This window comes from Paenibacillus sp. LHD-117, assembly GCF_030929555.1.
GTDB lineage: Bacteria > Bacillota > Bacilli > Paenibacillales > Paenibacillaceae > Pristimantibacillus.
In genome coordinates, this window is sequence record NZ_JAVFVT010000028.1 from 1 (window position 1) to 13,635 (window position 13,635).

Annotated in this window: 13 protein-coding genes; 5 read left to right on the forward strand and 8 right to left on the reverse strand. The window is 52.2% G+C overall.

What is annotated here, in order from left to right; genetic code table 11:
* Positions 1-423: 423 nt before the first annotated feature.
* Positions 424-1,434, forward strand: coding sequence for a transposase (locus tag RB620_RS20315; protein WP_308097486.1), 1,011 nt, complete (start codon positions 424-426; stop codon positions 1,432-1,434).
* Between the two features lie 864 nt (positions 1,435-2,298).
* Here RB620_RS20315 and nagZ read toward each other — a convergent pair.
* The 3 genes from nagZ to RB620_RS20330 all read right to left on the reverse strand — a co-directional run bounded on the left by nagZ (position 2,299) and on the right by RB620_RS20330 (position 4,968).
* Positions 2,299-3,630: a beta-N-acetylhexosaminidase gene (gene nagZ / locus RB620_RS20320; protein WP_308097487.1), complete on the reverse strand. Its 1,332-nt coding sequence runs from the start codon at positions 3,628-3,630 to the stop codon at positions 2,299-2,301.
* A gap of 156 nt (positions 3,631-3,786) precedes the next feature.
* A complete protein-coding gene (locus tag RB620_RS20325) occupies positions 3,787-4,095 on the reverse strand; it encodes a hypothetical protein (protein WP_308097489.1) in 309 nt (102 codons plus the stop codon).
* Between the two features lie 60 nt (positions 4,096-4,155).
* Complete coding sequence (locus tag RB620_RS20330; RefSeq protein ID WP_308097491.1) at positions 4,156-4,968, reverse strand: UTP--glucose-1-phosphate uridylyltransferase; 813 nt, start codon at positions 4,966-4,968, stop codon at positions 4,156-4,158.
* 221 nt (positions 4,969-5,189) lie between these two features.
* Here RB620_RS20330 and RB620_RS20335 point away from each other — a divergent pair, with 221 nt between their 5' ends.
* Positions 5,190-6,473, forward strand: coding sequence for a UDP-glucose dehydrogenase family protein (locus tag RB620_RS20335; protein WP_308097493.1), 1,284 nt, complete (start codon positions 5,190-5,192; stop codon positions 6,471-6,473).
* Between the two features lie 69 nt (positions 6,474-6,542).
* Here RB620_RS20335 and RB620_RS20340 read toward each other — a convergent pair whose 3' ends face one another.
* Entirely contained in the window at positions 6,543-7,388 is an 846-nt protein-coding gene (locus RB620_RS20340; RefSeq protein ID WP_308097495.1) for an AraC family transcriptional regulator, read from the reverse strand.
* Positions 7,389-7,513: 125 nt separating this feature from the next.
* Between RB620_RS20340 and RB620_RS20345 the strand changes: the two genes are divergently transcribed.
* On the forward strand, positions 7,514-8,518 hold the full coding sequence (locus tag RB620_RS20345; RefSeq protein ID WP_308097496.1) for a Gfo/Idh/MocA family protein: 1,005 nt from the start codon (positions 7,514-7,516) through the stop codon (positions 8,516-8,518).
* Between the two features lie 19 nt (positions 8,519-8,537).
* Positions 8,538-9,479, forward strand: a complete 942-nt coding sequence (locus RB620_RS20350; protein WP_308097498.1) for an aldo/keto reductase — start codon at positions 8,538-8,540, stop codon at positions 9,477-9,479.
* 12 nt (positions 9,480-9,491) lie between these two features.
* On the opposite strand, the gene RB620_RS20355 is transcribed toward RB620_RS20350, so the two are convergent.
* From RB620_RS20355 to RB620_RS20365, 3 genes are all read right to left on the reverse strand, one after another.
* Positions 9,492-10,469 (reverse strand): ribose-phosphate diphosphokinase, encoded by a 978-nt coding sequence (locus RB620_RS20355; protein WP_374121438.1) that lies wholly within the window; start codon positions 10,467-10,469, stop codon positions 9,492-9,494.
* Between the two features lie 111 nt (positions 10,470-10,580).
* On the reverse strand, positions 10,581-11,771 hold the full coding sequence (gene fabV, locus RB620_RS20360; protein ID WP_308097500.1) for an enoyl-ACP reductase FabV: 1,191 nt from the start codon (positions 11,769-11,771) through the stop codon (positions 10,581-10,583).
* Positions 11,772-11,921: 150 nt separating this feature from the next.
* A complete protein-coding gene (locus tag RB620_RS20365) occupies positions 11,922-12,134 on the reverse strand; it encodes an alpha/beta-type small acid-soluble spore protein (protein ID WP_308097501.1) in 213 nt (70 codons plus the stop codon).
* A gap of 129 nt (positions 12,135-12,263) precedes the next feature.
* Between RB620_RS20365 and RB620_RS20370 the strand changes: the two genes are divergently transcribed.
* Positions 12,264-12,857, forward strand: coding sequence for an ATP-dependent DNA ligase (locus RB620_RS20370; RefSeq protein ID WP_308097503.1), 594 nt, complete (start codon positions 12,264-12,266; stop codon positions 12,855-12,857).
* 80 nt (positions 12,858-12,937) lie between these two features.
* Here RB620_RS20370 and RB620_RS20375 read toward each other — a convergent pair whose 3' ends face one another.
* Positions 12,938-13,423: a C40 family peptidase gene (locus RB620_RS20375; RefSeq protein ID WP_308097505.1), complete on the reverse strand. Its 486-nt coding sequence runs from the start codon at positions 13,421-13,423 to the stop codon at positions 12,938-12,940.
* Positions 13,424-13,635 lie beyond the last annotated feature (212 nt).

The following is a 13,635-nucleotide window of genomic DNA, read 5'->3' on the forward strand; positions in this document are numbered from 1 at the left end:
ACTGCATAGTAACAGCTCCTTTTGCTATGTAGCTCTGAAAATGGTTGTGTTCTTACTTCCCATTTTTAACCTACGACGTGAAGCACATACGGGGCTGTTTTTACGTTCATCATAGCTAGTCCGAACCAGGAGAGTTTTTCCGGGGGGACATTCATTTTATTAGGCCGCCATGCGGCAAACTTTCATGACCAATTGCTCGCCTTCTAATACCATCCCTTCTGCTCAGGAAAATTCTATAGGCGAAGTCGCCGTCAAGTACATTACGGCCAACTTCAACATCATCCCTTCTGCTCAGAATCGAACCGAAATTTAGAATTTATATCGGAAAGCAGCGGTTAATAAATTAAATACGCGCTCTTGCCAAAAGGTTCCATACATGTTAGTATAAAAGAGAACAAATGTTCTTATTTTGGAGGTGCTGATGTGAGCCGATTGGAAGAAGCCGTAACTCGGTTTTACGAGAAATTTCGTAATGAAGCGGATTGTTTTGATTTCATTGAAAAAATGAGATGGCCCAGCGGCTTCCGCTGCCCATCCTGCGATCATCGGTTTGCTTATCGAATCAGTACCCGGCGCGTGCCGCTTTTTGAATGCATCCATTGTGGGAATCAGACGTCATTAACATCAAATACGATTATGCATAAAAGCAGGACCGATTTAAGCAAGTGGCTCCTTGCTATCTTTCTGGTGTCCACCTTACCTAATAGCATTACTGCAGTGAGACTCTCCGCGGTTATCGGGGTGACGTACAAAACGGCGTGGAGGATGCTGCATGAAATTCGTAAAACGATTTCGGAGGTTGATGAACATATCCGATTATCGGGCCAGATCGAGGCCAAACATGAGATTTTTATGAGCGATTTGTTTATGACGGAATTCCGCATGGCCAAAGAAAAATCGGTCATCATCGCAAGAGAAAACCCAGCAGATCGGTTACCTCGCTATAAAATCAAACTTATTGCACGCAACCAGCAGGCCAGAGTGCCGTTAACCGAGGAAGATGCCTATGCTTTTGTTTTGGAGCATTGCAGCGCTGATTTGACCTCTTTCGCATTGGATCCCAGGCATCAATTCAACACGATTTTATCCGTCCATGATCAAGGCAGCAGCCAGTTTGTTCCGCGTAACCCACGTAACAAATTAATTACGGTCGTAACGTCTATTCCTAGTAGCAAACAGCAAGCCGCTAATGCAAATGTTAACCAATCGTTATCGCAAGTAGCGGTAGAAGGATTCCGATGGTTGAATGCTTCCTTTAACGGTTTAGGCATAAAGTACGCCCAGCATTACCTTGATGAATATTGTTTTAGAATCAATCATGCGATGTTACCCACAGATGAAGTTTTTGGGACATTGCTTGCTTATACATTAAAGAATTACAACGGTTTAAGTCATAAGCCTGACATCATCCATTCAATTCCGATTTCGGCCTAACCATCACTCGAGTGGTGGATTTACTATGCATTTTTAGTATTATTCGTACTCGTGCAGCCAATCGCGTTAGAAAGGGTAGAGCATGGTGAGTATAGCTTAGTGAGAATAGCAAGGTGAGCAAAACAAAGTGAGCAAAATATGGTGAGTATAAGCCTGTTGGACTTAGTTCAAGGGAGAGCGTTCGAAAGACTTGCAAGATGAAGGACTGTTTACATAGCGACAAAGTAGAAGGGATTGTGTTTAAAAAGGGTTGAGAAGAGAGTACTGTGTACGTAGTAACTGAGTAGAGGGGATCGTGTTCAATAGGGTTGTGAAGAGAGTACTGTATATGAGGGACTGAGCAGAGGGGATCGTGTTCAAAAGGGTTGAGAAGTGAGTACTGTATATGAGGGACTGAGCAGAGGGGATCGTGTTCAAAAGGGTTGAGAAGTGAGTACTGTATATGAGGGACTGAGCAGAGAGGATCGTGTTCAAAAGGGTTGAGAAGTGAGTACTGTATATGAGGGACTGAGCAGAGGGGATCGTGTTCAAAAGGGTCGAGAAGAGAGCGCTGTGTATATGAAGGGACTGAGCAGAGGGGATCGTGTTCAAAAGGGTCGAGAAGAGAGCGCTGTGTACGAAGTAACTGAGTAGAGGGGATCCTGTTCAAAAGGGTTGAGCGGGGTAGAGGATGTGCCAATAGTTAGTGTGAAGAAAAGGGGCTGACTCTGCTCTAGGGAAATAAGATCTAAGCAAAGGGAACAAGTGGGAAGGTGCAGTCTGTATGCAGCACCCGTCCCGACCTTTCACGACTGTCCCGACCTGTCCTGTCCATGAAGTAGTTGGGCTCGCTTCCGCGGCCGTAAATACGTAACTGGTTTTCCGTTAATTTTTTGCATTGGAGCCGGATTCGTCCAGCGAGTCCGAGATGGCGGCGTTGACGGCCTCGAGGTCGATCGAAGGGATCATCTCATCCCGCAACTGATATTTGGATTTGAGCCGCAAAATGCGGTATACGCTCTCGTCCAGTCGCGCATTCGAAATGGTACCGTCCTCAACCCTTTGTTTGACGGTGTCGAGGACCTTCTGCTGTAGGTTGTACTCATGGCATACGAGCAGTACATCGCCGCCCGCCAGAATGGCTTTGACCGCTGCGTCTCCGATATCGTTGCCGCCGGTCAGACCTTTCATGGTCATGTCGTCGGTCATGACGACTCCGTCATAGCCCATCCGTTCGCGAAGCAAGCCGGTTATGACCTCGCGCGAGATCGAAGCGGGATGTTCGTCGTCAAGCTTGGTCATTAATAAATGGCCGACCATGATGGCGTCGGCATCGTTGCGGATAGCCTCTTGGAACGGCAGCAGTTCGAAGCGGCTTAGCTCATCCAAACTTTTGTTCACTGCAGGCAAGCTATGGTGAGAATCGATGGACGTGTCGCCATGGCCAGGGAAGTGTTTGACGACCGAAGCAACCCCTTGCGATGAAATGCCGTTCATCATCTCTAGCCCATGAAGGATAACGGAATCGGAATCGGCTCCGAAGGACCGGTCTCCTATGACGGGGTTATCCGTGTTGCTGTTAATGTCGAGCACCGGGGCAAAGTCCATGTTGAAGCCCAGCGCCCCAAGTTCAAGTCCAAGCGATTGGCCGATCGCGTACGTATAGTCCGGATCGTTTTTGCTTGCGATTTTTTGAGCGGAAGGCGTCTTCTTAAATTCGGAGGGCATGCGGCTGACTTTGCCGCCCTCTTGATCGACGCTTAGCCATAACGGTACGGCGTTCGGCTCTTTTGCATTGGTCTCTTTTAGCTGGTTTAACAGCTTTAAGATTTGATTAGCGCTAGCGATGTTGTCTTTGAAGAGGATAAAACCTCCGACATGGTATTTTTGGATAAATTGTTTGGTTGATTCGTCCATGGTTGTGCCTTCAAGACCTATGATCGCGAGTTGTCCTACCTTCTGCTCCAGCGTCATGGAATCGATTTGCTCCCGAATTAGCTGATCCTCGGTTGCGGAAGAAGGATCAGGGCCCGATGTTCCGGAAGGGTTGTCGGGACTCGAAATCGCGCTTGGAGATACGGTTGGCGAACCGGATTGCGTTGGTTGACCTGCAGGGGGTTGTTGATTTGAGTTTGAATCGGAATTTGCTCTGCCGCATCCGGCAAGGGCGCAGCAGATGAGCAAGGCAGCAATGGCGACTAGGAATGTTCGTTGCATTTGAATCTCCTCCTCCATGCATGTTGCGTATCTTATTATTGTATCGGTGCTCCCTTTGGATAGCAAATTGATGCTCGGGCGAAATTATCTCATCGGTTGCATAGTCGGAAGCGCAAAAAATAGAGTCCAACGGATGGTTGGACTCCTTGTAAAGGTCTATGTCGCGGCAAGCCTACGGAACCTATAGAAGCGAGCGGCTGACGAATTGGCGATTGCTCCGCGATGACTTGCCGGTTGCTCGGCGAAGCCTTGGCGATTGCTCGAGGATGCCTCGGCGATGACTTGGCGATTGCCCGGCGATGACTTGGCGATTGCCCGGCGATGACTTGGCGATAGCTCGGCGATGACTTGGCGGTTGCTCGGCGAAGCCTTGGCGATTGTCCGAGGATGCCTCGGCGATGACTTGGCGATTGCCCGGCGATGCCTTGGCGATAGCTCGGCGATGCCTCGGCGATGTCTTGGCATTTGCTCTGCGATGCCTTGGCGATTGCCCGGCGCTACCTTCCGTTCGCCCGGCGATGCCGGCTATTTTCGGCGTTTCATGCGGTAAGCTTGCTGCTGGACCTCGATGTAATCCTCTTCGATGCTCGTGTCGTACCATCTGGTTGTATACTGGTAGCCGACGATTCCGCTTGTTTTGCATAATTTGCTTAAGGCGTCGGTAAGCTGAATTTCGTCGCCGATTCCGGGTTTTGTTTCTTTTAGCCACTTGAATACATCGGGCTTCAAAATATACCGGCCCATAATGGCGAGATCCGACGGGGGATTATGTTTAGGCTTCTCGACAATCGACTGGATGCTATACAAACGGCTGTTCAGTTCTTTGGCGGACACGACGCCGTAGCTGGAAAGCAACTCCGGTTTGACCCGCTGCAGCCCTAACACGCTTCTCTGATATTGCTCGTAACTCTTAATCAGTGGCAAAAGCATCGATTTGCGCTGCAAGCTGACTTGATCCGGAAGCAATACGGCTACAGGCTCCTTCCCAGCGAACGCTTCGCCGAGCATGACGGCATGTCCGAGGCCCAGCGCTTCATGCTGACGGATATATTGCAGGTTTATTTTGGGAGGCGTAATGGATGGAATCAGATGCTCCTTGTCGCGGGATTCCAGGAAACATTCCAATTCGATGGATCGGTCGAAATAGTTCATGATGTCGTTTTTGTTGCGGGATAAAACGATCAAAATTTCCTCTATGCCAGCCAAAATGGCTTCTTCCACAATATAGTCGATGGTCGGACGGCCGTTGATCGGAAACATTTCTTTCGGAATCGATTTTGTCACGGGCAAATTGCGTATGCCGTAACCGGCAGCTGGAATGATCGCTTTACGAATCAATAATAATCACCTCACGTATCTCTCCGATGTCTCCTATAGGTTCAGTATATTAACGGGGGAGCAAAAGAAGCATGTCCGCCCAAAAAAGGGCAGGAATACAACCGAGGTTGTGCCTGCCCCTGTATAAAAGTATTGTAAAGTTAAATAGCAAACGCCGTTTCCAATCGCCGCTCCCCTGCACATGATATCGTACCTATGGTGTCAGGAGAGGATGCGGATTCATGAACATTTGTATCGTTGGAGCAGGATACGTTGGATTAACGACTGCAGCCGTGTTATCGGAGCTCGGACACACGGTTCATTGCGCGGATCGCGACGAGGGCAAGATTGCTATGCTTGGCAAAGGACAAATTCCGATCTATGAGCCTGGCTTGCTGGAGCTTATTTCTCGCAACGCCGATCAGGGCCGGTTATCGTTCAGCTCGGACGTGACGGCATGCATGGAAGAACACGATCTGATTATGATCGCGGTAGGAACACCTTCCGCCGCAGATGGAACGGCGGATCTTGTATACGTAAGAAGCGTATTGCTTGCGATAAGCACCGTGTTAAACAAACATAAAATAATCGTAATGAAGAGCACAGTGCCTCCGGGCACGGGCAAATGGGCGGAGCAATTCCTTATGGATCGAGGGATACCCGCGGCGTTATTCGATATCGTTTCCAATCCGGAATTTCTGCGGGAAGGAACCGCCATCCACGATACGCTCCATCCGGATCGGCTTGTCATCGGCACAAAAAGTACTGCTGCCGCCGAACGGGTACGCGCGCTCTACGAAGGCATTCAATCCGAGACGGTTATTACCGGACAGACGGAAGCCGAGCTTATCAAATACGGCTCCAATGCTTTTCTCGCGACAAAGTTATCTTTCGTGAACGAGCTCTCGCGCGTATGCGACGCGTTTGACGCCGACGTGACGATGGTCGCTCATGGGATCGGCATGGATAGCCGAATCGGAAGCAAGTTCCTGCAAGCCGGCATCGGCTATGGCGGCTCCTGCCTGCCGAAAGACGTGAATGCGTTGATCGGAGCGGCAGCGTCCAAAGAGATTAGGCTGAATCTGCTTCGCGAAGTTGCTGCAGTGAATGATACGCAGCCGGATTATTATATCGGCAAGCTTGAGAATACGATCGGCGCGATTGACGAGAATACGCGCATTGCGGTTTGGGGAGCCACGTTCAAGGAAAACACGGATGATATTCGTTACTCGCAAGCCATCGAGCTGATGAAGCGTTTGGCCGCCAAAGGATGTACGGTAACTGCCTTTGATCCTCTGGTATCGCCGTCCATTCCGGGCGTTAACTGGGCTAAATCGCTTGCGGACGCGACGGAAGGGGCAGATGCGCTGATCGTGGCGACCGGGTGGAAGGAATTCCTGGAAGCCGATTGGAAGTCAATCCTCGCCAGAATGAGAGGTTCAGTCGTCATGGATGGCCGCAACGTGCTGGATCAGTCGCTGATCGCCGAAGCGGGTTTAACTTATTTGGGAGTGGGCAGACCTTAATAATCATGGAGATCGATGCCATGTTGCCGTATCTGAAGAGGTTGCGCCAGAGCGTTGCTTAGAGCGCCTTTAACCTCCCACGCCGTATAATTGGCGGTAAGCGGTCGGCGTCATGCCTTCGTGAGCCATGAACCTTCTGTTGAAATAACTGACGCTGGGATAACCAGCCTCCATCGCAATCTGGCCGATGGGGGCTGCTTGGCGTTCCAACAGCCATTGCTTGGCTGTCTGCAGCCGGCAGCGAGTAATAAAATCCATCGGAGTCATCTCCATTACGCCGCGGAACAGCTTGCAGAAGTAATGGGGGGAGACGCCTACGAGTCCCGCCCAGCGGTCAAGCTCGAATGGCTGCACTGCTTCCTTCTGCATAAGCGGAAGCAGCTCCAGAATGCGGTTACCGGAAGATGTCGACTTGCCGTTCGTTCTCGGAACGGCTTGCTCCACGAACAACGTGAGCAGCGCATAGGTTAACGTCGTGAGCCGATGCGGCCGAAGCATCCGGTATTCCTCCGCCTCGACGAGCAGCTCTTCATGCGCCCCAATCCAAAGGTCGGTCTGGCGAAGCGTCCAAAGCTGGCTCCGGTGGAGCTCCTGGTTCACGAGGAAGTCGCCGAGCAAGCCGTCTCCGTAGAAGTGAAACCAACGGTTGCTCCACGGATCGTCCTTGCTGCTGTAATACCGCTGCTTTTGGAGGGGGAAATAGAACACGGCATCGCCCGGTCCGAGCGTGTGCGTCTCCCCGTCGATCTCGACGTAACCTTTGCCGGACACAACGAAGTGGATGTTGAAGTTATTCAGCGCTCCCGCTTCGCGAGAAACCGTATGCTCCGGATGGTCCTCGTAATGCCCGACGGATTCGGGCAAGCAGAAGTAGGGGCTGTGCGGCAGCGTGAGCAGCAGGCTCTGTCTCTGCATGCGATTCGGTCACCTCCATGACAATATCGTTCTAATGGACTTCAATATATTATTATTTTCATTTTATGCGGGTAGTCATATAATCGCAATATAGTATTATCCAATTCGTAAAGGAGAGAACATGAATGACCGCAACCAAACTAAAATGGGGCGTGCTCGGCTGTGCCGGGATCGCCAAACGCTCCGTTATTCCGGGGGTACAAGCCTCGGCATTGAACGAAGTCAGCGCCATTGCCAGCCGCGATACCGAGAAAGCGGCGCGTACGGCGGAGGAGCACGGTATTCAAAACGCTTATGGCAGTTACGAGGAATTGCTTGCCGATCCCTCGATCGATGTCGTCTATATTCCGCTCCCGAATCATCTGCACAGAGAATGGACGATTCGTGCCGCGGAGGCAGGCAAACACATTTTATGCGAGAAGCCGCTTGCGCTTACCGCCAAGGAAGCGGAGGAGATGACGGAGGCTTGCGCCAAAGCAGGCGTTCAGCTGTCCGAAGCGTTTATGTACCGTTGGAATCCGCGTTATGATCGGATTCGCGATATTATCGCTTCCGGCGAAATCGGCGAGCTGCGCGGCATTCGAAGCGCGTTCACGTTCAATAACGCCAAAGATTCAGCGAACGTGCGTTACCGCAAGGATTGGGGCGGGGGTTCCATCTACGACGTCGGTTGCTACCCGATCAATGCGGCAAGGTTGCTTTTCGGCAAAGAGCCCGAGGCGGCGACGGTGCAAGCGATCTTCTCGCCCGAACATGACGACGTCGACATGATGGCGTCTGGCTTGCTTGAATTCGAAGGCGGCGTCTCGCTGACGTTCGACTGCGGAATGTGGGCCTCGTTCCGCAATCCGCTCGAGGTGCTCGGCACGGAAGGCATCATCGAGGTGCCGTCGGCGTTCGTGACGCCGCATGCGAGAAGCGGCGACTTCTACGTGACGGCAAGAGGAGAGCGCCGTTTAGTCGAAGTGGAGCATGTGAATGCGTACACGGCGCAGGCCGATGCCCTTTATCGCGCGATTAAGGGAGAAGAGCCGCTGCGTTACGATGCCCTGGACGCTGTCCGCAATATGAAGGTCATTGACGCTTGCCTGCAATCGGCACGCGAAAGAACGAGAATTTCCATCAACTAGGGAGAAGGAGAATTCGAATATGGAATATATCAATATTGAAGGCTGTGCAAAACCGGTGTCCCGACTGATGAAAGGCACGGATTATTTCTACCATGACAGCTACGAGAAGGCAGCGGCCAATCTGGATGCCTTCCTTGCCATCGGAGGCAACTCGCTAGACTCCGCTCATATCTATTGCGGCGGCCAAAGCGAGGAAGTGATCGGCCGTTATATGGAGGAGAGAGGAAACAGGGACCAAATGGTCATTCTGACCAAAGGCGCCCATCACGACCAGAACGGCCCGCGTGTCACCCGGGATGCGATCGCTCATGATCTGTCCGTCAGCTTGGAACGGCTTCGGACCGGTTATATCGACTTGTACGGCTTGCACCGTGACGATCAGGAGATTCCGGTCCAAATTATCGTAGACGCGCTAAACGAACATATCGAGGCTGGCAAAGTAGGCGCCATCGGCGTTTCCAACTGGACATGGCAGCGCATCCAAGCGGCTAACGAATATGCTGCCTCGAACGGGCTAAAAGGCTTTACGTTCAGCAGCCCGAATCTTAGCCTGGCGAAGCCGAACGAACCCTTCTGGAAAGGCTGCGTATCCGCGGACGACGAAACATGCGCATGGCATGAACGCGAGCAGCTGCCGTTGTTGTCTTGGTCTTCGCAGGCAAGGGGATTCTTTACCGGTCGATTCACGCCGGAAATTCGCGATAATGCGGATCTTGTGAGGGTATTCTACAACGATGGGAATTGGGAGAGACTCGAGCGGGCGAGGAAGCTCGGGGAAGAGAAAGGGGCAACCGCGATTCAGATTGCCCTTGCGTATGTCCTGAACCAGCCGTTCCCTACCTGCGCCTTGATCGGCGCTCAGACGGCACAGGAGCTTACGTCCTGCGACGAAGGATCGCGGATCACGCTGACGAAGGAAGAGATGGATTGGCTCGATTTGAAGGTTGAGAGCTTAGTCTAGTTCGAGCGAGGATCATTCCGACTTAAACAAAGTGGCGATGGAGCCGCCCTCGGTAATGATTTTGATGGCGGTTCCAAGCAGCGGAGCCATCGGCAGCACGATAAACTTGTCGGAATGCTCCTGATCGAGGCTGATCGTATCCGTTATGACGACTTCCTGGATGTTCGGATGCGTCAGCTTCTGTACGGCGTTCTCTGAGAAGAGGCCGTGCGTCGCGCAAATAAACGCATCTTCGGCGCCGCGTTTCTTCAGCGCCTCGACAACGTTGACGATCGTGCTGCCCGTATCGATCAGATCTTCGATAATGATCGGCGTCATGCCACCGACTTCGCCAATAATATGCGTAATCTCGGATTGGTTGTGCGCCGGGCGGTTTTTGATCATGATCGCGAACGGACAGTCGAGCAATCCGGCCAGCTTCTCGGCCGTCGTCGCGCGTCCCGCATCGGGAGAAACGACGACGGGATTGCGAATGGATTTCGAACGCAAATAATCGATAATGAGGTCGAGCGCCGTCAGGTGGTCGACCGTTATTTTGAAGAAACCTTGGATCGCATCCGCATGCAGATCGACCGTAATGATTCGGTCCGAGCCTACCGTCGTAAGCACATCCGCGACCATCTTGGCCGAAATCGGCTCGCGCGGCGCGGACTTCCGCTCTTGGCGGGCGTAACCGTAATAAGGCATCACGATATTAATGGATTTGGCCGAAGCGCGTTTGGCCGCGTCGATCATGACGAGCAGCTCGACCAGATGTTCGTTGACGGGATGGGACAACGACTGTACGATGAAAATATCGCAGTTCCTCAACGATTCTTCATAGGATACGTGTATTTCGCCGCTTTCTAGACGGGAGATGGCCACGCGACCGAGCGGCTGCTCCAGCTGCTTGCAAACGGCTTCGGCAAGTCTAGGGTTGGAAGACCCGGAGAAAACTTTAATGTTCGGCATAATGCCCTCCGCTTCTACGATTCGAAAATATCGATTCATTCGTTATGTACCTCTACATCATAGCAGATCGGCTCCGACTGACCAAATCTTTCATTAACACGTCAAAAACGCTGAGCACGGCCGCGGCCAATGCTCAGCGTTTATTCATCTTTAGCGCAAGTTCGGGATCGCTACGTCCGGATTCGCTTCCGCCTCGTAATCAACGCCGTCCGTCTCGAAGCCGAACAGCTGGAAGAACTCGCGGCGATAGCCTTCGAGATCGGAAAGTTCATATACGTTCTCGGTCGTCAGATCGGCCCAAAGCTTAGCGACTTCGGCTTGGATCTCCGGCTTCATCTCCCAGTCGTCGACGCGGATCAGACCTTTCTGGTCTACTTGCGTCTCGCCGGCCCCATACAGTCTTTCGGAGAAGAGGCGGTACATCTGCTCGATGCAGCCTTCATGCAATCCCTTTTCCTTCATCACTTTGTACAAAGCGGAAATATAAAGCGGCACGACGGGAATCGCGGAGCTCGATTGCGTCACGAGCGCCTTGTTCACGGATACGAATGCGCGGCCGCCGGTTGCGGACAGCTGGGCGTTCAAGCGCTGCGCCGTTGCCTCAAGGTCGTTCTTCGCCGCACCGATCGTTCCTTCGCGGTAAACCGCGTGCGTAATCTCCGGCCCGATGTAGGAGTAAGCAACCGTTGTCGCGTCGTCTGCAAGAACGCCCGCGGCGCCGAGCTCGTCGATCCACATCTGCCAGTCTTCGCCGCCCATGACGGCAATCGTCTGGCGCAGCTCGTCTTCCGATGCCGGCTCGATCGTCGCCAGCGATACATCGCCCGAATGGAAGTTTACCGTCTTGTTCGTGTACGTTTCTCCCAACGGTTTGATGACGGAGGAGAATGTCTCGCCCGTCTTTGGATGGGTCCGGCGCGGAGATGCCACGCTGTATACCAGCAAATCGATCTTGCCCAGCTCCGTACGGATCAGGTCGATCGTCTTCGCCTTGATCTCGTCGGAGAAGGCATCGCCTACGATGCTGTACGATTTTGTACCTGCTGCTGCTGCGGCTTCTTCGAACGCGGCGGAGTTATACCAGCCCGCGGAAGCGGTGCGCGCGCCTTCGGCAGCCTTGTCGAAGTAAACGCCGATCGTGTTCGCGCCGGCTCCGAACGCGGAGACGATGCGCGATGCCAAGCCGTAACCCGTAGAAGCGCCGACGACGAGCACGTTTCGAGGACCCGTCAGTGCTGGCTGGCCTTTCACGTAATCGATCTGGCGCTGTACTTGTTTGGCGCAGCCTTCAGGATGTGCCGTCGTGCATATAAAGCCGCGAGTTTTCGGTTGAATGATCATATTGGGATATTCCTTTCTCTCCATAAAATGCAATGATAGGTATGTAGCAAGGACAACTCTATCCCATTTTACCGATTTTTGCCCCCGAATGGAAGTCAAAAGCAAAAAGAGAGCGCTGCGGCGCTCTCTGTCTTTGAAGCCATCCCGCGATTAACGGCGGCCGGCTATCTGTTGTTCGGCCATTTGGACAAGACGACGAGTTATATTTCCGCCGATGGAGCCCATATCCCGAGTCGTCATATTGCCGTAGTAGCCGTCTTGCGGGAGCTGGATGCCCAGTTCTCCGGCAATTTCGTATTTCATCTGCTCCAGCGCGGCGCGTGCTTGCGGTACTACAAGATTGCCGTTTCTATTGTTTGCCATCTATTCTCAGCCTCCTTCTTGAGGCTATTATGTGATATCCCGAAACGTATTATTCGTCAGCCGAACCTGTATTTACCGAAAGATTGATGAATAAGAACATGGTAAAATGGATTCGAGGTGACCCATCTTATGTTTATGAAACCGATGCTTGCGACGGAATGGGATCAACCGTTCGACGATGAGCGGTTCCTGTTCGAGCCGATGATCGACGGACACCGCCTCCAGCTTGTCATGGCCGGCGGCAAAACCAGGCTGCTGACGAGGCATGGGAACGATGTAACGGCGCAATACCCGGAGCTACATAATGTACCCTTACGCAAGCCGGCGGACGTCGTATTCGACGGAGAGGTGGCATACGTAAACCCGGATACGGGCAAAACGGATTTTGACGTGCTTCAGCAGCGCTTCAGAATGAAAGGCATGCCGCGCATCCGCGAAGCGAAAAAAACGATCCCGGTCCATTATTTCGTTTTCGATATTCTTTATTATAACGGTCTTGATCTGCGAGAATTTCCACTGTACATCCGCAAGCGGATGCTTCTGTCCTTGCTCGAAGACAATGCGTACTACAAGCGGATGGGTTTCGCGGTCGGATCGGGAGAAACGATGTTCCGGCTGTCCAGCACGCTCGGACTCGAAGGCGTGGTCGGCAAGGCGAGAGGGAGCAAATACGCCGAAGGCGTCAGCGCCGAATGGATCAAAATCAAAGCAAACCAAACATGATCATCACAAAAAAGAGGTTGTCTCATAAGGTCTGAAGGACCTTAGCGAGACAACCTCTTTGTCGTTCCGCATAACGAGAATTACAGCACTCGGCGAGCGGTAACGTATTTGGTTTTCCAATAGCTCGAATTCATGTCGGTAACGCTTACCCCTTTGCTGCTGGAGCTGTGAATGATTTTGTTGCTGCCGGCATAAATCGCGACGTGGCTGATCGACTTGCCGCCATTCGTGCTGTAGAAGATGAGATCTCCCATGCTTAGCGAACCTTTGTCGACCTTCTTGCCCATCCAGGCTTGCGCGGTAGAAGTGCGAGGCAGCCAAACACCAACTGATTTGAACATATATTGCGTGAACGAGGAACAGTCGAATGCGGCGGTCGAGCCCGCGGCCGCGCCGTACAAATAAGGCGTTCCTATGTAGTTTTTGCTTTTGCTGATGAGCGAAAGAGAGGTTGGAGTTGCCGCATGAGCTGTGTCCGCGCTTGCTCCGAACGTAATGGCCGACCAGACGATTGCGCCGCATGTGCCGATCTTCACGATGTGTTTTAGCAGGTTTCCGTTTCTCATGTTGTCAGTTTTCCCTTCTCACTTGGATTAATGTAAATTCACTATAACACAGCCGAAAAAGGCGGTTTTTCGCGAATGAGAAGCCGATTGCAGCATTCCGAGGGCATTCTGAGCGATTATGAGAAAAACATGAAAAAATCCTAATGATTGCCGCGCGGCGAAACCGGGACGAAAAAAAGAATTGCAATGATTGTTCTGTAAGCGTATTCTAT